This is a genomic window from Pseudoalteromonas sp. JB197 (genome assembly GCF_002332205.1).
GTDB lineage: Bacteria > Pseudomonadota > Gammaproteobacteria > Enterobacterales > Alteromonadaceae > Pseudoalteromonas > Pseudoalteromonas nigrifaciens.
The window spans coordinates 1,733,581-1,753,351 of sequence record NZ_NRGZ01000001.1; the positions used below are offsets into that span (position 1 = coordinate 1,733,581).

Below are 19,771 nucleotides of genomic sequence, written 5' to 3' on the forward strand. Positions count from 1 at the left end.
CTTTATTTACTCACTTTCTAAACTATAGCTGTAAAGTTATTAATGGTAAATTCAGCGTGAGTTTAGCTGGCTTAGACTATAGTTTATTTATAATCTTATTTTGACACGCTAGGAGCACAACATGGATACAACAAAGCACGATATAAATACACTGTTTGCACAACTTGGCTTACCTAGTTCTGAAGCTCAGATTGATGCTTTTATTGCTTCCCATGCGATTGAAGATACAACGTTAATACAAGATGCACCTTTTTGGGATGAATCTCAACAGCATTTTTTAGCTGAATCACTCGCAGAGGACAGTGATTGGAGTGAAGTTATTGATGAGCTTGATGTACGCCTTCGCCAAGGCAATTAATTTTAAGGTAATTGATTTAATTTGGGACATTTAATGTGCCCCTCCCTATTTATTGTTACTATAGCCTCCACGCAGCAGCTTCATGCTGCGTACCTATTTATACTAAAGAGTTATAAACCTAATGAATGCTGCTGTATTTGATGCAATTAAAGTCCTTCTTGACGAAGGCAAAGTACCTACTGTCGCGCTTACTAAAAGTCGTTTAATTAAGCCTGTACCTATGCCTGTTATTATTGCGGCGGTGAGTCAGTATAAAAACAATCCAGATTCAATTTATAACTTAATGAAAAGCCAAGTACAACCGATTGGTAGCGATTCTAAAACTTCTCAGTTAGATAGAATTGAAGAAAAGCTCGACCGGTTACTTACCCTGCTAGAAAAATAATAATTCGAGACTATAAATGTTCGTTGTTGATTTAACCTTTGATTGCTACCAAGACACCACTTTAGAGAAAGCCGAACAAGCTATTAATCGCTTGGTTAATGCGCTACGTTTTAATGGCCAAATAATGGGCGAAGAGTTTCCTACTGTTTTAAAAGATGGTTACTTTATTACCCGTGTTATGTGCCCAAACGAAGATGCCATGCACCCGCTTAACAATAGTCCATTTGTAAAACACAGCATTGAGCAATTGCACAGCGCTGGTTTACTTGCGCCAAAAGTAAAAATTATTGGTCAAGATATTCATTCTAATGGGTCTGATTGCTGCGCCGAGCCTTCTAGCTATATTTTATACACCACTTATGTGCATACTTGTAGCCCACTTTATTGTGGTGACGACTTTTTACCGGTACCGCTATTTCGGATCCCAGCAATTGCTAATGGTGATTATAAAACCTTAATTAAATGGCAGGAAGACTGGCAAGCCTGCGATCAAATTCAAATTAATGGCGCAACACGTTGTGAGTTTCCTGCTCTTGAAGAAATTTCGAGTATTAAAAGCGACTTATTCCGCCGCGGTAAAGACATTACTAAACGAATTAGCTTTTTAACTAAAAAACCTGTGTATTACTATATATACCGCGTAGGTGGCACCGATAAAACATCTGAACTAGAGCGTAAATGCCCAAGCTGTAATGGCGATTGGAAGTTACCTGAATCCTGGTTTGGGTTATTCGACTTTAGATGTGAGCCCTGCGCCTTAGTGTCTAATATATCGTGGGACTTTCAATAAGTTAAAATTATTATTTAGGTACTTGCTCGGTATTAAAATTAATTCCGAGCTAATACTTTACAGTAAATCATTTTAAGGTAATTAAGCAGGTTTTAATTAAACCTCAAGCGCTTGCAAAAATTCTTCTATATTGGCAGCAAGCACATGATGCGTTTTTTTGCCTACGTACTCTAAGCACACTTCACCGCTGTGCAGTAACACACTTACTAACAAATCATCTTGTGCTGTTAACCCTATAAATACTGTTTCAGGTTGTTTAAGTTTACGCTTCATTAAAACGTGACCTGTTATATTTTGTTGCAATAAATCAAAGTCATCGCTATTCCACGCCTGCAGCAATTCAACTTGATGACCATCAATACTCGCTTGAATGTTACCACCATACATATGCCCATAAAGCGCATTTAAGCCACTTGGAAATGTAACATCTAATGCCTTAGCTAAATCATTAAGCACGCCTGGGGGTTGCTGCAGCACAGCTTGCCACTGAATATTACCTTGCTGATCAACATTACCTATTTCACATGGGCTTGGCCATTGTTCATCGTGCACCATAAGTGGATGTTTTTGCGTGTTTTTTAGGGTTTTGTCATTAAACCTTTGGTGTAGCTGGGTTAACTGCAATACAACAGACATACTATGAAACTCATTTAAATTAGATATAATGCCGCTATTGTAACTATTTAAGGGCAAACATGACAGATTACAGCAATTCTCCCGACCTTAAAGGCAGTGTGTTAGGCCAATCAACTGAATATATAGATCAATATACTCCAAGCTTACTTTTTCCAATTGCACGCAAGCTAAATAGAGATGCTTTAAATATTGACGAAGCCGCTTTACCATTCAAAGGCCAAGACATTTGGACTGGTTACGAGCTCTCGTGGTTAAACGCCAAAGGCAAGCCGCAAGTCGCTATCGCTGTATTTACCTTTGCCTGCCAAAGCAGTCATCTTGTTGAATCTAAGTCGTTTAAACTGTATTTAAATAGCTTTAACCAAACTCGATTTAACAGCCGTGATGAAGTGAAACAGCATTTAGTTAAAGATCTAACCGCCGTGGTTAACAGCTTAGTGCAGGTAACTTTATACAATGCAGATGAGTATAACTGTCTTCCTTACACCCCATTACCTGGTGAGTGCATTGATGATTTAGATATCGAAATTGATAACTACGATATTGACGCTCATTCTCTAAAATCGCAAAGTAATAAAACAGTAACCGAAACTCTGCATAGCCACTTACTTAAATCTAACTGCTTAATTACCTCACAACCCGATTGGGCAAGTGTAATTATTCGTTATACAGGTGAGCAAATATGTAGAGAGTCGTTACTGCGCTACTTAATTTCGTTTAGAACCCATAACGAGTTTCATGAACAATGCGTGGAGCGTATTTATAGCGATTTAAGCACTCAGCTCAACATTAAAAATCTTGAAGTTTACGCACGTTATACGCGCCGTGGTGGCCTCGATATAAACCCGTATCGCTCAACTCATAATAACGACACGCCATTTGCAGTTAAAATTAACCGCCAATAAGCGTTTATTGTAATAAAAAAGGAGCCTAGGCTCCTTTTTTATTCACTACGTACTACGTTTGGTGGGAATAGCCACAGCGCACACGTCTATATAATTAGCTGTATGTACAAACCAAGGCTCAGAGCGATTTTTTCTTGCCGAAATTAGGTTTTTAAATGCCTGTGAGTTTGTTTTCATCACTTTAAAAACACTTTTATCACTATTATTAATGTCTTCAAGTACTTGAATATCAGTTATTGGGTTAAATTCTTTATCATTGCGAGCGGTACGCTCTAAGCGGTTAACATGCTCTATACCCTCAAGTACGCGTCCAAATACAGTGGTGTTTTTATCTAAATAACGTGGCGCTTGCCCTATAGTGATAAAGAATTCGGTGCTTGCACTATTTATATCGTTATCTCGCGCCATTGCAAATATGCCGCTGCAATGCACTTGCCAAGTTTGGGTTTGTAGTGCGTTTTGAGCAACCGCAAAACCATTTAAAAAACCAGTTATAGGTGCATAACCATCACCTTCAAGGGCTGTAATTGCCAGCGGCTGTTTAGTGGTTAAATAAAACTCGGCCAAAAGTGATTTATTTGCAGTCTTAATAATCTTTTTAGCACTGCTAGCACCACCTTGAGCTACAAATCCCTCAACAAAGCGATAAACACTCGTTCCTTGATAAAAGCCTTCTCGCGCAAGTTTTTTAATGTTTTTTACATGCTGTGGAGCAAGCTGCGGATTAAGCTCAATATAAGTGGCGCCTGTGGGTAAGGTTATTTTTAAAATATTTTGTGGGTTAACCACACGCCATTCGTCCTCGGCGGCTTTAGTAATAACGTCACTGGCAGTGTACTTTATTTTAGGCTCACCTTGTTGCGTGGTAATGCTTTGTTTATATTGTCCAGCACAGCCGTTTAATAACATCGCAGCGGCCACTGTTAACAGGTACTTTTTCATCAATTAGCGCCTTATTATTATAGTTTTACATTAGGGTCTTATCCTTAAGCTTGGTTATTACTTACTAACATCTGCTTTAACCTGTAATTATTAGTCCCAATCAAACTTATAAAGTATATCTACGTTTTGATATAGCCCACTGGTTATTTCGATATAAAACTGCGAAAGCAGCTGATAACGTATTGCCACTTCACTAAGGGAGTCAAAAATACCAACACTGTATTTTACTTGTAAGCTCGGTGCCACATAGCCTGATATTTCTACTTTTGTTTGCTCACCACTGCCTTTAGAGGTAAGGCTAACATCCGACAAACCAAACGTTTCACCCACTTTAGAAACCAGCCCTTCACTGCGGCTAACCCCCTGCGAAAGTAACAACTGAGTGAGCATAGCATCGGTGGAGCTATCGCCCTCGCCTAATGGTTGGCCATTGAGTAAATAGGCCAAAGCTTGTGCCTGATCCATCGCTGGCTCCGAAAACACTTTTAGCCTGGGTTGCTCTACATTACCTGTAAGCGTTACCCCAGCAATAACACCATTGGCGGTGTTTTCGGGATTACGAATGGCTTTAATATTTAAGTAAGGCTGCTCTATTGAGCCACTAAAGCCAACCTGGCCGGTACGAATTAACAAATCTTGGCCAAATGCTAAGTATGTACCGTTTACTAACTTAAGCTCGCCTGTGGCAATAATAGGAGTTCCTTGGCTCATTTTAATCGCCAAGTCGCCCTCTACTTTAGATTCTAGACCGAATGATTCAATTTTCACGTCATTTTTTACAATCAGTTTTAAATCTATATCGTAATCAAATGGCACTTTTTTAGTCGCTTTGGTTTTTTGATCAACGATTATTTCGTCATCGCTAACTTGCACAGCGCCCTCTGGCAGCTCTTCTATTTCAATTCGCCCATAAGGGACAATTACTTCACCCACAAGGTTTATTGCGTTGTTAGCCAAACCAATTTTTAAATCTGGAGATACTTTAAAAACGACTCCTTGCTGAGCACGTACATAAAATTGCTCACCTACTATTGCAACGTTAACGGCTGGTTGTTCACCTTGCCAATCTATGTCGCCATTTAATTTAATATTCCCGCCTTGGGGATCTGTTAAAAGGCCTTTAATTGTTGCTGTCGCTTTGTTAAATAAAATACTCACATTCGATTTTTCAAGTGCTATTGGTAGTTGTTCACCTTGTAAATTAATATCATCAATATTTACTTCACCTTCAAGGAGTGGCTCTTTTAATGTACCTGCTAATGCAATTTTACCGCTAATATTGCCTTTGAGCTGCTCAATAGTGTCTAAAAATGGCTGCAAGTTAGAAAATAATATTTTATCTATGTTTACATTACCGCTTAATGCTTGCGTGTTTTGTATGTCATCTACATTAATTTGGGTGGTAATTTCACCTAACACGCTAGAGTTTAAGTTAGCTGTTAATTTACCTGTTTGAGAATCAGTAAATGCATTCACACTAAGCGTTTCTATTGGTAAACGAAAGTTATCTTCTTCGGAATTGTATTTGGCTATTAAGTTATTTGAATTTAAAGAAGCGCGTAATGTTTTCAGCGCACTCGCTTGCCAGTTTGCAACAAATTCCCCTGTTAAAGCGCCTTCTGCACCAACATTATCAGGTAGTAAATGCTTTAGTTCCTCAAGTGCTAAATTGTTTAATTTAGCATTGAATTGACCTAACTGTTTATTTTGCGACAAAGTGTCGATACACAACTCACTTTGTGCAGATTGCCAGCAGTGCTTACTTACATCAAAATCGCCTGTTTGGGTGTTTACGTTAAGTGTAATTTTTTTACTGTTGTTAAAGCTTAGCTTTTTATCGCTTAACTGCACATTGCTCAGTACACCTTGCCAAATCGCATTGGTAAGTTGACCATTAACTTCAAACTCAACTGCACCTTGTTGCGCATCAACAGATGCGGTAAGTTGATGATCTTTTTTATCCCCTGTTGCATCTATTTTTACACTGTTAATTTGTTGCTCAGCAACTAAAGCCGAACCAACATCTATTGCAATATTAGTTTGCCAATCGGCCGCTGTATCAAGATCAGCTTTAACAGATAACTTACTTATATTTATTTCATCAAAAATAAAATGTTCCAGCATTAATGCTAAGTCAACCGACGGTGTTAACCTTTGACCTCTAAGGGCTATATTGGCCTTACCATCTGCAATAAATGGCATATTAGCCTGCTCATCACTTTGTAGTGTTATATTGCCATCTACTAACCATTTGCTATCTATTTGGCCATTGAGTTCTAATTTATTTTTACCACTGCTTAAATAAAAACTATCTATATTAGCTTTTAATGCATTATCTAGCCTAAAGTTTGCGGCAAACTCTAATGGCACGTCGTTAAGTGTGCCGGTGAGTTTGGTATTATTCATTTTCAGTTGCCAAGTATCCGTTTGTGCATTAAATGAGCCTTTAAACTGCCCAGAAATATCACTCGTTACTGCATCTGTTAAGTATTGCGCTTTTAAATGCGATAGCGTCCCTGCAAAATCTGCTTTTATACCTTGTTGCCAGTTAACATTGGCATTTATTTTTGCAGTGCTGTCGTTGGCCTTAACCGACAATGTAGAAAGCTGTGCATGGGTAAGCGTGCCCGTTAATTGTGTGTTTAAATCAACGGCCGGGTACGCGCCTAACTGGCTCGTTGCAGTTAAACTAAGTTGATAGTCATCTGCGTTGCCCTGCGCACTTAAGTTAACCTTACGTAGCGTTAACTGCTCGCTTTGTGCGTCGATCAGCCACTGGTTTATTTTGCCTTTAACTGTAAATGGGTAGTTTGTTTGCTTTAAATTAGCATTGGCATTTAAGCTAAGTGGAAATTGCCCGGTGGTTTCTAAATCAACGTTTAAATTTGCCAAGTCGCCACTGAGTGATAAGTCAGCTTGGTGTTGCGGGCTTTTTAATACAATATGACCTTTTAGCGGCATATTACCTGCAAGCTCTGTGTTAAGTTGTGTATTTAATTGCCACTGCTGATAACGAGCCGCTAAAGAATATAAATTTATTTTGGCATCTTCTACAGTCATTTGCAGTGCTATATTTTCTATCTCATAGTCTTGTTCGCCCTGCTGTATAGCCACTTTATCAATATCAAACTGCTCAATGGTTATATCCAGTGGTGAAGTAAATTCGATATTAGGCAGTGCAGGAAGCTTCGTAATTGCCGTTGATGCTGTTTGTGATTGCAGGGATTGGGCTTGCTCTTTTAGCGTAACCAGTATTTTAGGTATGTTTAAGCTTTTTACTACAAGCTCTGATCCCATCGCTTTTGCCGATAACTTAAAGTTCTCAACTCGCACGTTGGCGCTTGGGTGTTCTAAAGTAAATGCTTTTACAGCTATATTTTTAACAGCAATATTTAAAGGTAAAGTAATTTTAGTTAATGGCTCAGATGGCTCTTCAGCAACTGCTTCAGGTGATTGCTCCAAAGTTAAAGCAATTGTATTAGCACTTAAATTATCAATACAAATACCGTCGCACTGCCACCAAAATAAATTAAGCTTTAGTTGCTGGGCATTAAAGTCTACTCCGTTATTGTTATACCGAACATTAAATACATCGTTATATAAAAAGCGGCCGTTTTTAATATCAATATTTAAACCATCAACCAACTTATTTGCACTGTAGGCAATAAATTGATTTCCGGGTGACGTAAATAATATACAAAATACGGTTATTAGCAGTATGACTAAAACAGCACTGACACTTGCGGTTATTTTTTTAAATACAGACATTAAATTTCAGGCCCTATAGTAATACTCAAACGGGTACTTTTACTTTCTTTGGTAAGCCCCCAAGCGTGGTCTATTCTTACCGGACCTACAGGCGTTAAATAACGAAAACCAAACCCAGCACCTACTTCAAATCTATCCGAAAAATCGTTGGTTGCGGTACCTCCATCAACAAATAAAGCCACTCGCCAATTTTGCGCAAACTGATAGTTATATTCTGCAGTACCAGAGACTAAGTATTTACCCCCTATTAGCTGCCCTTCATCGTTTTCGGGTGAAATTGATTGATACGCAAAACCACGCACACTTTGATCACCACCAGCAAAAAAGCGCAGTGAATACGGCACATTAGCTATATTATCGACCAACATGGCACCTAAGTTCGCTTTTAAAAACACTAAATGGCGGTCTAAATAAGTTCTCAGCCAAGCATTTTGTAACTGCACGCGGATCAAATTAGTACTAGAGAGTACATCTTCTACACCAAATTCTGCAGATATTAACCACTGCTCGCCCCAATAAGGGGTTGTTCCACCTTTTGATTTTTTGCGTGCATAACTAATACCCGGCATTAACATTTCACTGCTTTCTTCTTCATCGTCACCTATTCTATATGTTTCATGATCGCGGCGTATAAAAGCGGTACGCACCCAGTTATTATCAGTTAGCCATTGGCGTTGTACTTGCCCGGTAAGTATTTCACTATAAATATTATTAGCTAATTCATCCTCAAGTTTATAACCAACCGAAAAACGCCATAAATCGTCATTAGGATCATCCTCTGGGATTGTATAAGCCATTGAAATATCTTGTTGTCGCTCAGACACATTTAAGTTACTTTCTAGGTAATGGCCATCTTGCGTTATCCATGGTTTACTCCATTTAAAGCGCACTTTGGGGCCTAAGTCGGTACTAAAGCCACCACCCACTTCATAGCTATTTGCAGGTTTATGTAATACATCTACTTTTATAGGTACTTGGTTATTGTTACGTTCGGTTATATCTGCATATACTCGTACACTAGTAAAATAAGGCGTGCTTGATAAATCAAGATTATAATCGGCTATGTGGGTCGATTTATAAGGCTGCCCTTTGGCAAAAGGCGCTAAAGAACGAATATACTTTTCAGCAGGTGTATCGCTAGCAATTACAATATCGCCAAACTGATAACGCACCCCAGTTTCAATAATAAAAGTAACTTCTGCGCTATGTTTCCCCAAAGATACTTCTAGTTTACGCGCAGGCCATTTAGCGTCAAAATAACCTAGTTCTAACAGCATTGATTCTATTTTTTTATGCGCGCTGTCATAATGTCCGTGGTTTAAAATATCTCCCTGCTTTAGGGTAATATTATTAATTACTGCCAATAAAGCGGGGTCCTGCTTGCCAGCCCCCTTTACACTAATATTTATTGCAGCGATGCGAGTAGCTGGCCCTCGCTCAACTCTAACCACCAAATCACGCTCATCTTTGTCAAAGTTAACCTCTACTTTAGGGCTGTAATACCCTAATGCTTTAATACTATTTTCGACTTGTTTTTTTGCATAGCGGCGCAGGGTTAAGGTTGGTTTTTCACCTATAAGTTGTTTTAAATAAAGCGCAACGTTTTTTTCTAAATCGTCATTAATTCCTTTAATCTCATAATCTTCTATTACATTTTCAGAGGCAACAGACTGAGCACTCAGAAGAATGCAAAAAACAAACATGAAACGTAAAAACTGATTAAACAAGTAAATATCCTTACCTTTAATTCTTAAAATATAACGATGCAACAATTTCTATAATATCATAGCCGTAATGAGCCTTACATTAACTTAATAGCTATCCAGTGTCATAATATGCAATCTACAATATTAAAATTAGTGCGCTTTAAACGTTTATTTTGGTTACAATGGCCTTAACAAGTACACAATAATTTTAATGAGTTTTTTAATGCAATTTCCTGATGACGAAAATGGCCAACTTTTAGCCGAAATAGCCGCCGCTGGTATTGATTTAAGTAAAATGCACCAAGTCGATTTTTATATTTTATTTGAGCAACAAAGCGATGCAGAAAAGTTTGCCAAAGAAGTAGTAGCCGATACATTAGTACAGCATGCTGAACTCGAAAAATGCCAAGACACTGGCGTATGGGAAGTAATTACTCAAGTACAAATGGTTCCTGAACACACTCTATTAGGCCAAGCTGAGCAATACATTGAAAGCATAGCTAATAACTTTAACGGTTACGGCGATGGTTGGGGATTAATGGACGCAGAAGAAGCTTAACCTGCATTGCCATACTAAATTATAAATCAGTTAAACCTAAGGGTTTAACTGATTAGCTTTTCTAAAGCTGCCTTTATAATCAAATAGCTTATCTGCTACCTTCCAACCATATTTTTTACTTTTACGGGCTATTACAAAGTCGGGCGCAATTAAATCAAACTGCGCGTTAATTATTTGCTCTGCTGTTTTAAATTTTATGGGCGCTTGCCCTTGGCCAACTCGCTTACCAAATTGCCGATTAAAAATATACGCCGCCCCTTTATTGGCAATATCGTAAACTTCGTCGCAACTTGCACCGTCTTCGTCAAAATACGTTACTTTAATCATCTCATTTTTAAGCTGCGTTACACTTAAACCACTACAGCGAAGTACGAGTGCATCTTTTAAGTTTAGTGCATTGCGTAACTTATCATCAGGGTCGGCCATTACCGCACCGCAATCGTGGCATTTACGTGCGGCTATATCGTTTTGCGCACCACATTCATCACACTCTTTAAAGCGAAAACGATAATCGCACTGCTCTTTATTACCTTCATCATCTTCTAACAAGCCCTTACAGCGCCTACCAAAGTGTTCAATAACCTTTCCTGTAGAGTCAGTTTTACCCCAATAAATATTAGCAAAGCCACAACCCGGACAAAGCACTTGTACCGGCTCGTTATCGCTATCACCTTTTTTATCGCCAACCTCAGGGTGAAACAAATCAAAACCATTTCCGGCATAATCAATCACCAAACAATCTGTTTTTGAATCGGCTAATCTAAGCCCTCTGCCAACAATTTGCTGGTATAAACTCACCGACTCCGTAGGGCGTAAAATAGCAATAAAATCAACATGAGGTGCATCAAATCCGGTGGTGAGTACAGATATATTAACCAAATATTTTAATTGTTTGGCTTTAAATTGCTTAATTATTTTATCGCGTTCGCTATTAGGTGTGTCACCTGTAATTAAGGCGCTTTGCTGATGAGGTAAATAGCTTAAAATTTCTTCTGCGTGCATAACCGTAGCGGCAAAAATCATAATACCTTGGCGGTTTTCACTATATTGTATTACTTGTTGTAAAATGGCCTGCGTTGCGCGTGCGCTGTTTTTTAATAACGCATTCATATCCTCATTAGTATAACGGCCAAATGCGTCACTGGTTAACGCCGAAAAGTCGTAATGACTAATCGCCGCATCCACTTCATTGGGTGGCGTTAAATAGTTATGTTTGATCATATAGCGCAGCGGTAATTCAAAAATACAGCTTTTAAATGGGCTGTCTTTATTGCCCCGCACAAAACCATGGTAGTGATGATGATAAATCCACCCCATACCTAACCGATAAGGCGTTGCCGTTAACCCTAATACTTTTAATTGAGGGTTATGCGCTTGCAAGGCATTAATAACTTTACCGTATTGGCTTTTTTTATCGCCATTAACTCTATGGCACTCATCAATAATTAACAATGAATAATGCTCATTAAGCTGATCTAAATTACGCGATAGCGACTGCACACTAGCAAAAGTAACCTGATGATTTAACGATTTTTCTTTTAATCCTGCCGAAAATATACTCGCCTCAAGCCCAAAGCTTTTATATTTTTGTGAGTTTTGCTCTACTAATTCTTTAACATGCGCCAACACCAATATTTTTTGTTTAGCAATACGCGCAAGCTCAGCTATGACTAAACTTTTACCCGCACCTGTAGGCAGCACAATGACAGCAGGATCATTGGTTTTTCTAAAGTGTAAAACGGTGCGTTCAACCGCCTCTTGCTGATAGGGTCTAAGGGTGTAGGTCATAAGGGAGTTATTAGGTTTTGAAATTAAGCAGACTTTAACAAATTATGATAAGTAATACTTAGATTTAATTTAAAAGTAAATACTCATCCTAAAATAAGTAACCGATCATAATATTGACTAATATTTCTTTTGTATAACTTGGTCTAAGGTCAATAGTTTACCCATTTTATACTTACTGAAGCAGGAGGTTTAAATAGCCGAAAAAAAACCCACTGCTAAATCAGTGGGTTTAATTATTTTTAGTTTATAAATTTAAATTAAAAACTTTGTGAATAACGGAAGTACCACTGGCGACCAATATCAAAACCACCATAGTAAGAGTAGGTTGAGCTAGGACCAGAATACATAATTGGACCTTGCTTATCAAAGACGTTGTTCGCGCCTATTGATAATTTTGATTCCCAAGGCGTATTGTAGGTTAACTGTAAATCATTGAACGTTGTAGAACCTACTTTATTTTTCGGTGTTATAGCGCCATTAGTCCAATCACGTTCGAAATCTGGATTACTACATTTATCCTCGAAGTAACAATCTTCGCGCATTGATGAGAAATAGCGGATACCCCAGTTTGCACTAAAGTCACCATATGACCAATTAAGACCCAAGCTCGAACGAGTTCTGAAAATGTCTCCATGACCAACATCAGATTCTACTTTAGTTTCTGGCTCATTTGTTGATTTTGAATCATATTTAAGTAAATAAGTACTATCCATAGTAGCTCGGAAATCACCAAACTCAGTTTCGAACGCATAAGCTAACGCAAGATCAATACCTGATGTTTCAGTAAAGCCTGCATTACGAGTACCATAAGTTAGGTCATTAACGATAGAGTTACTTGGATCACGCGAGAACATAGCACAACGTGATTCATCACCACCAATATAACAATCTTTTAAGATCTCATTTGGTGAATCAGACACAACCGTATCAGTGATTTTAATGCTCCACCAGTCCAGAATAATATCTAAATTTTCAACATAGCTTGGGTTGTATACAAAACCAATTGTTTTGCTGGTTGACTCTTCTGGCTGTAAAAACTCATTTGAGCCACTATTAAATGGTACTGGTGTTTGTGCAGCAGGACCTGTTGTTGGAACGAAACCCTGTTGTAGCTGACGATAATTTGCTGGAACATCTTGCAAACAACGTGCAGAACCCGCGGCCGTACCATATACAGAATCACAAGGATCTATAAATCCTGTAGTAAAGGTTTGAGAGCTACCACCATATAAGCTACTTATTGTCGGAGCGCGGAAACCTTCAGACCAAGTACCACGAACCAATAAATCATCAACTGGTCGCCATTCAATACCCACTTTGCTATTAGTTGTATCACCAAAAGTACTGTAATCAGAATAACGTGTTGCCAAGTTAACACTTAACGACTTTGCACCAGCTACATCAGATAAAATAGGGATATTTAATTCACCATACGCTTCTGTTACATCGTATTTACCGCCAGTTGCACCAGATGCAAGTGTTGTACTTTCACCTAATTGAGCAAGTGCATCAGGGTTATACTGCCCTGTTTCTTTACGGTATTCACCGCCAAGAGCGAAGGTTAAACCACCTGCAGGTAACTCTGCTATCAAACCACTAATATTAGCAAAATACATGGTTGTTTGTGTTTCACCACGATAATGAAGAGTTGGGTATAGAAAATCTTGTACATTTGGATCAGCTAGAGAATTTTCCACAGGGCCTGCACCAAAGCCAGCTAATGGATTCCAAGCAATACACTCTGCTGAAGAAATAGGGTCAGCTTCTGTACCGCATTGTACTTGCCCAGCTGAATTTAAGAATGAAGGCCCTGTTGCTGCTTTAATAGCTGGCTTATATAAATTGCCATTATCAACTTGAATTGTAGAACTTTTACTATAAACGCCACCTACATCCCAATCAAAATAACGATCAGCTAGTTCAAATGAACCTTCAAGGGCTGCTGTAAAGCGTAATGTATCTTGATTACTTTCAGTTGTACGAGGCACTTCCCAACCACGACGAGTAAATGATACATCTTCACCAACAGGGTTAAAGTGGCTATCTGCACTTAGCACAATCCCATCTGAAGCTGATTGATATGGGTAACCAGCAACTTGGCGTTTTGCCTGACGCTCACTATAGCCAATATCACTGGTAAAGTTAATGTCGTCAGTTAGTGCATAATTTGAACTAATATAGAGTGAACGCGCGCTAAGAGGTGTTTCTAAGTGCATTTGTTCACTTGAATTACTTGAACCATTTTCATAAGTTTGTGGTTCAAAATCGTCAAATGATGATGCATTGCCTGGACGCTTTGCAACGTACCATTGGTCATTGTAGTTAAAACGACCATATTGACCAACTAAAGTGCGGTTATTTGGAATATCGTATCCAGGGTATGAGACTTCAGAAAATGAACGGTCTTTAGCCCAAACATCACCTTCATCACGCCATTCAGCGCCTAAGGTTATAGAGCCTCGGTCACCTGAGATGCCAGTAACCATACTAACATTCTTTTTCTCGCCATCGCCTTCGTCGTACTCTGCACCATAAACAGTGAACTCAAGACCTTCAAAGTTCTTGCGAGTTATAATATTTACCACACCAGCCATAGCATCAGAGCCATACATTGCTGATGCACCATCTTTTAATACATCGATACGTTCAACCATTCCCATAGGAACAGCCGATAAATCTTGATATCCAGAAGTCGTAATCCCCAAACGCTTACCATTTATAAGTACTAAAGTTCTGCCAGTACCTAAATTACGAAGGTTCACATAACTCCCACCAACATTCTCACCAGAAACAAGAGGTTCTGAGCGACTGATTGGTGGCGAACCTGCCGCAGACATATTTTCAAGAAGGTCAATAACTGAAGTAAAACCCTGATTTGCAATATCCTCACGGCTAATTGTTTGGATTGGCTGTGCAGTTTCAAGATCTGTAGAACGAATACGTGAACCTGTAACTTGAATACGTTCAACTTTTTCTACGCCTTCTTCAGCAGCAAAAGAATTTACTGAAAACGCAGCTGTTGAAGCACTACCAAAAGCGATCGCTAAGCGAACTGCTTTTGAAACTTTATTATTTAACATTTGATTCTCCCAAGAATACTATTTTATTTTTTTATATTTAATCATCTGATTACGAATAAACAATGATTATGTAACCAATGATAATACTATGAGAACAGAAAGGTCAACACAAAATTAACTTTAAGTGACCTGTCGTTATCATATATCACACTTTATCACCGTTATTAGTACTGGCCGTTTACAAAAAGCCTATTAGTAAGTTCGCTGCAAATTAAAAAATGAAAGTAACCCACTGTTTTTAAAGCAGTTAATTCAATATTATTTTCAGTTGCAGTTTAATTAAAATCATACTTGTTAACTTTCGGCATGTGAATATTTGTAAACAGCTTCTTTAATCAGCTTTACACTTTAATTTTTTACTGATTATTAAGCTTAAAATAAAGTACTTTGGGTTGAGTTTGGCTGTACGCCAAGTGCGCTTAGAATCATATCGGCAACTGGTTCTAGCTGCCGCTGTATATAAAGAGGGTAATTGAGGGTGTTATTTGCATTGTAAATTTCAGCGCCATTAATAGCATAAACATATTCTATTATTTGGCCACGCCTTACATCAAAGTCGGGGTTATTCGCTTTAAATTTTTTTACTGCTTGCACATGTGGAGGAATGTTTTTTACATAATCACTTAAATTTTGGCCTAAGCGTTTACGGTATATAAGTTTTTTATCAAACTCCCCTGCGTATAGTTTTTTAGTGTAGCTTTTTATAATGTCGTTTAATTGCTCTATTTCAAATTGTTGATCAAATAATGTTTTAAAAAGTTCAGTTTGAAACTCTTGAGCAAACTGGGTCCAATCGCTGCGCACGGTTTCCATTCCTTTAAAAATGAGCTGCTTGGCGTTGTTTTTATCAATTTGGCCAACGTAACGTTTTTTTGAGCCTATTTTTTTTCCTCTTATGGTTGGCATAAAAAATGGGCTGTAATGGGTTTCAAACTCTATTTCTAAATAACTGGTCAACGAAAAGCGAGTTTTAACGCTATCAGACCAGCGCTTGTTAATAATGTGCATCACATCATTGCCTATTTTATTGCAATCAGTGGCGTTTAAGCGCTCATTTACTTTTACAAATATTGAATCTGTGTCGCCATAAATAACCTCATAACCTAGCTCTTCAATCCATTTTCGGGTGGTTTGCATGATCTCGTGCCCCCTAAGTGTAATTGAACTTGAGAGCCTTGGATCGTAAAACCGGCAACCTTTAGAGCCTAATACGCCATACAAGCTGTTCATTATTATTTTTATTGCCTGAGAAAGCATTGGCTGGTTGGTGTCTTTGGCTTTTTGGCGAGTACGGGTTAAGTGCTTAATTAATTTGGGTAAGTGATGCAGCTCGCGTGAAAAAAGTGCATCGTTAAACCCTGCTACCGCACTTTCGGGAGAGTTTAGCCCTTCTATAAGGCCTAATGGATCAATACAAAAAGTGCGCATAATTGACGGATACAAGCTTTTAAAGTCGAGCACTAATACATTTTTATATAAACCAGGAGTCGACTCCATTACATAACCGCCTGGGCTTTCAAACGATAAGCCATGATCGCCTAAATTAGGTGCAACATAGCCACTGCGATGTAATAAGGGTAAATATAGGTTGGTAAATGCAGCTACCGAGCCGCCCATACGCTCTAGTTCAAGTCCCGTAAGTTGCGTTCTTACTATGGCAAATTCAAATAGCTTTAACTTAACAAAAATTCTATTTACTAATATACAGTCTTGGCGGTTATAAGCGGCAAGTGCGAGCTTGTCGTGATTAAATTGACGAATAATTTCGCTAAGGCGATTATCAGCTTGAATTAACTTAGACTCGCCCAGCACTTTATAAGAAATATTAGCTAACGAATAACTGTCAAAATGATAAGTGGCATTTTTTAGTGTATCTATACCATCTATTACGCTGCGCCCAGGTAAAATAAGCCGGGTGTAATGACCCGTTCTAATTGTTAAAGGTTGTTGATCTCTACCTAAATTAAGCACCAGTCCTAATGCTTCTGCGCGTGCGTTAAGTACGCTAAAATCAAATTCAATTACATTCCAACCTACAATCACATCCGGATCGTTACTAGTAATGTAGCACTGCAGTTTTTGCAGTAAGTTTATTTCATCAACGCACCAGTCAATATTAAATGCCTTACTGTGAGGCTGTGGCTCACCAATCATTAATACGCAATCGAGGCCATTACCAACTAATCCAACAGAGAACAACACGCCTTCTGCGTTACATTCTATATCTAATGAAAGCGACGCGAGCTGTGGCGTATAGTTTGGATTAGCTTTTAGTTTTGCTTGAGTAATTTCGATAAAGCCATTTTTTTGTAGCGCCTCTCCAGTTACCCACACTCCGCCTTTAATAAAGCGCTCCATTAAAAATCGGTCGCTGTGGCGAATATCCCCTTCGTATATATTTATTTGCTCCTCAAGCTGGGCTCTTGCTTTATAAAGGCTACTACTGTCGTTAAAATAGCAGGCTGTGCAGTCAACACCACTAAAGTGGCGCATATTAACCGCTTTAAAACTTACCTTTATTTTGGCTTTGGCTAATAACGTTTGTGCAAGAGGAAGTTGTTGTTGCGCAATAAAAAATACGGCTTGCTGGTTTTCAACAACCACCTTTATAGGCCCAGACTCAGAGCTTAACCAATAACACAAAGTAAGGCCCTGCCTGTTTTTAGACGAGTATTGTTGCCTTGATAAAATAAAGCCCTGATAGATTGCTTGTGTCAATGTCCGATCCCACTTAATATATACACTGTAATTATATACATACTTTAGGTAATCATCACATGCTATCGAGCTCATTAAAAAAAACTATTAGGCAAGTACATCAGCATGTGGCTAATAACCTAAGTGATTACCGCCCGCGTAGCAGCCAAAATTACTTAGTTGCCGAAATAGCAAAAACGCTTGCGGGGGAATATCACAAAAAACAACGTATTTGCGTTATAGAAGCAGGTACAGGCACGGGCAAGTCTCTGGCATATTGTTTAGGCGCTCTGCCACTTGCGCTAGCACAAAAAAAGAAATTAGTTATTTCAACCGCCACAGTTGCGCTGCAAGAGCAGTTAATAGCCAAAGAGTTACCTTTTTTTAAAAAGCATTCAGGGCTTAGTTTTAAGTTTGATTTAGTAAAAGGTCGCCAGCGATATATTTGCGCTCATAAACTACACAATGCGGTTAACGGCGATAGCCAAACACAAATGGAATTTATGCCTACGCTTAGCTCCCCTTTAAGCGTAATGGAAACTAAATGTTTAAATGAGCTTTACACCGCTTATACGACAAAAAAATGGCAAGGCGACAGAGATAGCTGGGCCGACACAGTTCCCGATAAAGTATGGGGATTAATAGCCTGCGATAAACATTCGTGCCAGCGCCAAATGAAAGCGCATCAAACCTGCCCGTTTCAGCTTGCGCGTCAGCAATTAATGCAAATGGATGTACTGGTGATCAACCACTCTTTATTACTTGCAGATTTAGACTTAGGCGGGGGTAAAATTTTACCCGAACCCGACAACACTATTTATGTAATTGATGAAGCACACCATTTAGCGCATATTACTCGCGACTTTTCATCAGCGGCGGCGACAATAAAAGGCACTATAGAGTGGCTCGATAAGCTCACTAAATTTAGCGGCAAAATGGCTAAAGTAATAGTGGGTCAAAAGGCGATAGGACAAAACTTTAAGCTTTGCGATAGCATTAACGACGCCAACAAAGATTTAAAAGTAGTACGCGACATTCTCGATAATGCTGACTTTGAATATTCAAAAGATGATACTTACAGGTTCGAAAATGGCGAAATTCCACAGTCACTACACAGTAAAGCCAAAGATATAAGCGAAGCCACGCAAGATGCACTGCGCTGCTTAAGTAAAATGCATGACACGCTAACCCAAGATGTAAGCGACGGCGATATAAAACCCTACGTAGCCGACCCTATTTTAGGCGAGAGCGGGCAATACATAAATCGTTTAGAGCAATTAAATAAGCTGTGGTTTAGCTATGCAAATAAAGGTGAAGGTACACCGCATGCTAGATGGATAAAGCGCCTTGAGTATAAAAACCACCATGACCATTTATTAAGCGACTGCCCTATTGAAGTAGGTTACTACTTAAAAGACAAGCTATGGAGCGAGTGCGCGGGCGCAGTTTTATGCTCGGCTACATTAAGTGCTTTAGGCTCGTTTGATCATTTTGCTTACGAAACAGGCCTGGCCAAAGAGGAAGGCGTTAAATTTATTAAAGTGCCCTCGCCTTTCGACTACCCTAATCAAGCAACTTTGCGTATTCCGGTTTCTAAAATTGAACCAACCGATAAAGCGTTTAGCGATCACTTAGCCAATACTCTACCTGAGTATTTAGACACCAAAAAAGCCAACCTAGTATTGTTTGCTTCTTATTGGCAAATGGACCATGTATCAAAGCTTCTTAGAACAAAAGGTTTTAACTTATTAGTACAAGGCGAAATGTCGCGTGAGGCAATGCTTATGTTACATACTAAAAATATTGATGAAGGCAAAGGTAGCATTTTATTTGGCACCCAAAGCCTCTCTGAAGGTCTTGATTTACCAGGAAAATACCTAGAAAACCTAATAATTACAAAAATTCCTTTTGCTGTACCCACCTCGCCAATTGAAGAAGCGCAAGCCGAGTTTGTACAAAGTAAAGGCGGCAATCCTTTTTTATCAATAACCGTTCCCGATGCGGCAAAGAAATTGGTACAAAGCTGTGGTAGACTGCTGCGTAAAGAAAGCGATGCTGGCTGTATTACTATTTTAGATAGGCGCTTGATCACTAAGCGATACGGCAAAGCCATGCTCGACACCTTACCTCCTTTTAAAAGACAGATAGATTATTAAT

General features: G+C 38.8%; 13 protein-coding genes. 6 read left to right on the forward strand and 7 right to left on the reverse strand.

Annotated features, from left to right (window positions below):
* The first annotated feature begins 121 nt into the window (after positions 1-121).
* The 3 genes from CIK86_RS08225 to CIK86_RS08235 all read left to right on the forward strand — a co-directional run bounded on the left by CIK86_RS08225 (position 122) and on the right by CIK86_RS08235 (position 1,533).
* A complete protein-coding gene (locus tag CIK86_RS08225; RefSeq protein WP_011328634.1) occupies positions 122-358 on the forward strand; it encodes a DUF2789 domain-containing protein in 237 nt (78 codons plus the stop codon).
* A gap of 121 nt (positions 359-479) precedes the next feature.
* Positions 480-743, forward strand: a complete 264-nt coding sequence (locus CIK86_RS08230; RefSeq protein ID WP_086999266.1) for a hypothetical protein — start codon at positions 480-482, stop codon at positions 741-743.
* 16 nt (positions 744-759) lie between these two features.
* Positions 760-1,533, forward strand: a complete 774-nt coding sequence (locus tag CIK86_RS08235; RefSeq protein ID WP_086999269.1) for a Zn-ribbon-containing protein — start codon at positions 760-762, stop codon at positions 1,531-1,533.
* Positions 1,534-1,629: 96 nt separating this feature from the next.
* Here CIK86_RS08235 and syd read toward each other — a convergent pair whose 3' ends face one another.
* Positions 1,630-2,169: a SecY-interacting protein gene (gene syd, locus CIK86_RS08240; protein ID WP_086999371.1), complete on the reverse strand. Its 540-nt coding sequence runs from the start codon at positions 2,167-2,169 to the stop codon at positions 1,630-1,632.
* A gap of 59 nt (positions 2,170-2,228) precedes the next feature.
* Here syd and queF point away from each other — a divergent pair, with 59 nt between their 5' ends.
* A complete protein-coding gene (queF, locus tag CIK86_RS08245; RefSeq protein ID WP_086999272.1) occupies positions 2,229-3,074 on the forward strand; it encodes an NADPH-dependent 7-cyano-7-deazaguanine reductase QueF in 846 nt (281 codons plus the stop codon).
* Positions 3,075-3,119: 45 nt separating this feature from the next.
* Here the strand turns inward: queF and CIK86_RS08250 are convergent, their stop codons facing one another.
* From CIK86_RS08250 to CIK86_RS08260, 3 genes are all read right to left on the reverse strand, one after another.
* Complete coding sequence (locus tag CIK86_RS08250; protein ID WP_086999275.1) at positions 3,120-4,016, reverse strand: peptidylprolyl isomerase; 897 nt, start codon at positions 4,014-4,016, stop codon at positions 3,120-3,122.
* Between the two features lie 90 nt (positions 4,017-4,106).
* The gene (locus CIK86_RS08255) at positions 4,107-7,784 is read right to left on the reverse strand and encodes a translocation/assembly module TamB domain-containing protein (protein ID WP_086999278.1); all 3,678 of its coding nucleotides are present in this window, start codon (positions 7,782-7,784) and stop codon (positions 4,107-4,109) included.
* Complete coding sequence (locus tag CIK86_RS08260; RefSeq protein WP_086999281.1) at positions 7,784-9,511, reverse strand: autotransporter assembly complex family protein; 1,728 nt, start codon at positions 9,509-9,511, stop codon at positions 7,784-7,786. The genes CIK86_RS08255 and CIK86_RS08260 overlap by 1 nt, the downstream gene beginning before the upstream one ends.
* Before the next feature lie 202 nt (positions 9,512-9,713).
* Here CIK86_RS08260 and CIK86_RS08265 point away from each other — a divergent pair, with 202 nt between their 5' ends.
* Complete coding sequence (locus CIK86_RS08265; protein ID WP_011328642.1) at positions 9,714-10,049, forward strand: ribonuclease E inhibitor RraB; 336 nt, start codon at positions 9,714-9,716, stop codon at positions 10,047-10,049.
* Between the two features lie 36 nt (positions 10,050-10,085).
* On the opposite strand, the gene CIK86_RS08270 is transcribed toward CIK86_RS08265, so the two are convergent.
* The 3 genes from CIK86_RS08270 to CIK86_RS08280 form a co-directional block, all read right to left on the reverse strand.
* Entirely contained in the window at positions 10,086-11,837 is a 1,752-nt protein-coding gene (locus tag CIK86_RS08270) for a DEAD/DEAH box helicase (RefSeq protein ID WP_086999284.1), read from the reverse strand.
* 257 nt (positions 11,838-12,094) lie between these two features.
* Positions 12,095-14,917 (reverse strand): TonB-dependent receptor, encoded by a 2,823-nt coding sequence (locus CIK86_RS08275; protein ID WP_086999287.1) that lies wholly within the window; start codon positions 14,915-14,917, stop codon positions 12,095-12,097.
* A 372-nt stretch (positions 14,918-15,289) separates the two neighbouring features.
* Positions 15,290-17,635: a DNA polymerase II gene (locus CIK86_RS08280; RefSeq protein WP_086999290.1), complete on the reverse strand. Its 2,346-nt coding sequence runs from the start codon at positions 17,633-17,635 to the stop codon at positions 15,290-15,292.
* A gap of 59 nt (positions 17,636-17,694) precedes the next feature.
* Here CIK86_RS08280 and dinG point away from each other — a divergent pair, with 59 nt between their 5' ends.
* Positions 17,695-19,770 carry an ATP-dependent DNA helicase DinG gene (gene dinG, locus CIK86_RS08285; RefSeq protein ID WP_086999293.1) on the forward strand — a complete coding sequence of 692 codons (2,076 nt, stop codon included), beginning with the start codon at positions 17,695-17,697 and terminating at the stop codon, positions 19,768-19,770.
* Position 19,771: the final 1 nt, after the last annotated feature.

Bases quoted from the DNA above. Each gene is read 5' to 3' on its own strand.
- CIK86_RS08225 (WP_011328634.1), top strand. From the start codon at position 122: ATGGATACAACAAAGCACGATATAAATACACTGTTTGCACAACTTGGC.
- CIK86_RS08230 (WP_086999266.1), top strand. From the start codon at position 480: ATGAATGCTGCTGTATTTGATGCAATTAAAGTCCTTCTTGACGAAGGC.
- CIK86_RS08235 (WP_086999269.1), top strand. From the start codon at position 760: ATGTTCGTTGTTGATTTAACCTTTGATTGCTACCAAGACACCACTTTA.
- syd (WP_086999371.1), bottom strand. From the start codon at position 2,169: ATGTCTGTTGTATTGCAGTTAACCCAGCTACACCAAAGGTTTAATGAC.
- queF (WP_086999272.1), top strand. From the start codon at position 2,229: ATGACAGATTACAGCAATTCTCCCGACCTTAAAGGCAGTGTGTTAGGC.
- CIK86_RS08250 (WP_086999275.1), bottom strand. From the start codon at position 4,016: ATGAAAAAGTACCTGTTAACAGTGGCCGCTGCGATGTTATTAAACGGC.
- CIK86_RS08255 (WP_086999278.1), bottom strand. From the start codon at position 7,784: ATGTCTGTATTTAAAAAAATAACCGCAAGTGTCAGTGCTGTTTTAGTC.
- CIK86_RS08265 (WP_011328642.1), top strand. From the start codon at position 9,714: ATGCAATTTCCTGATGACGAAAATGGCCAACTTTTAGCCGAAATAGCC.
- CIK86_RS08270 (WP_086999284.1), bottom strand. From the start codon at position 11,837: ATGACCTACACCCTTAGACCCTATCAGCAAGAGGCGGTTGAACGCACC.
- CIK86_RS08275 (WP_086999287.1), bottom strand. From the start codon at position 14,917: ATGTTAAATAATAAAGTTTCAAAAGCAGTTCGCTTAGCGATCGCTTTT.
- dinG (WP_086999293.1), top strand. From the start codon at position 17,695: ATGCTATCGAGCTCATTAAAAAAAACTATTAGGCAAGTACATCAGCAT.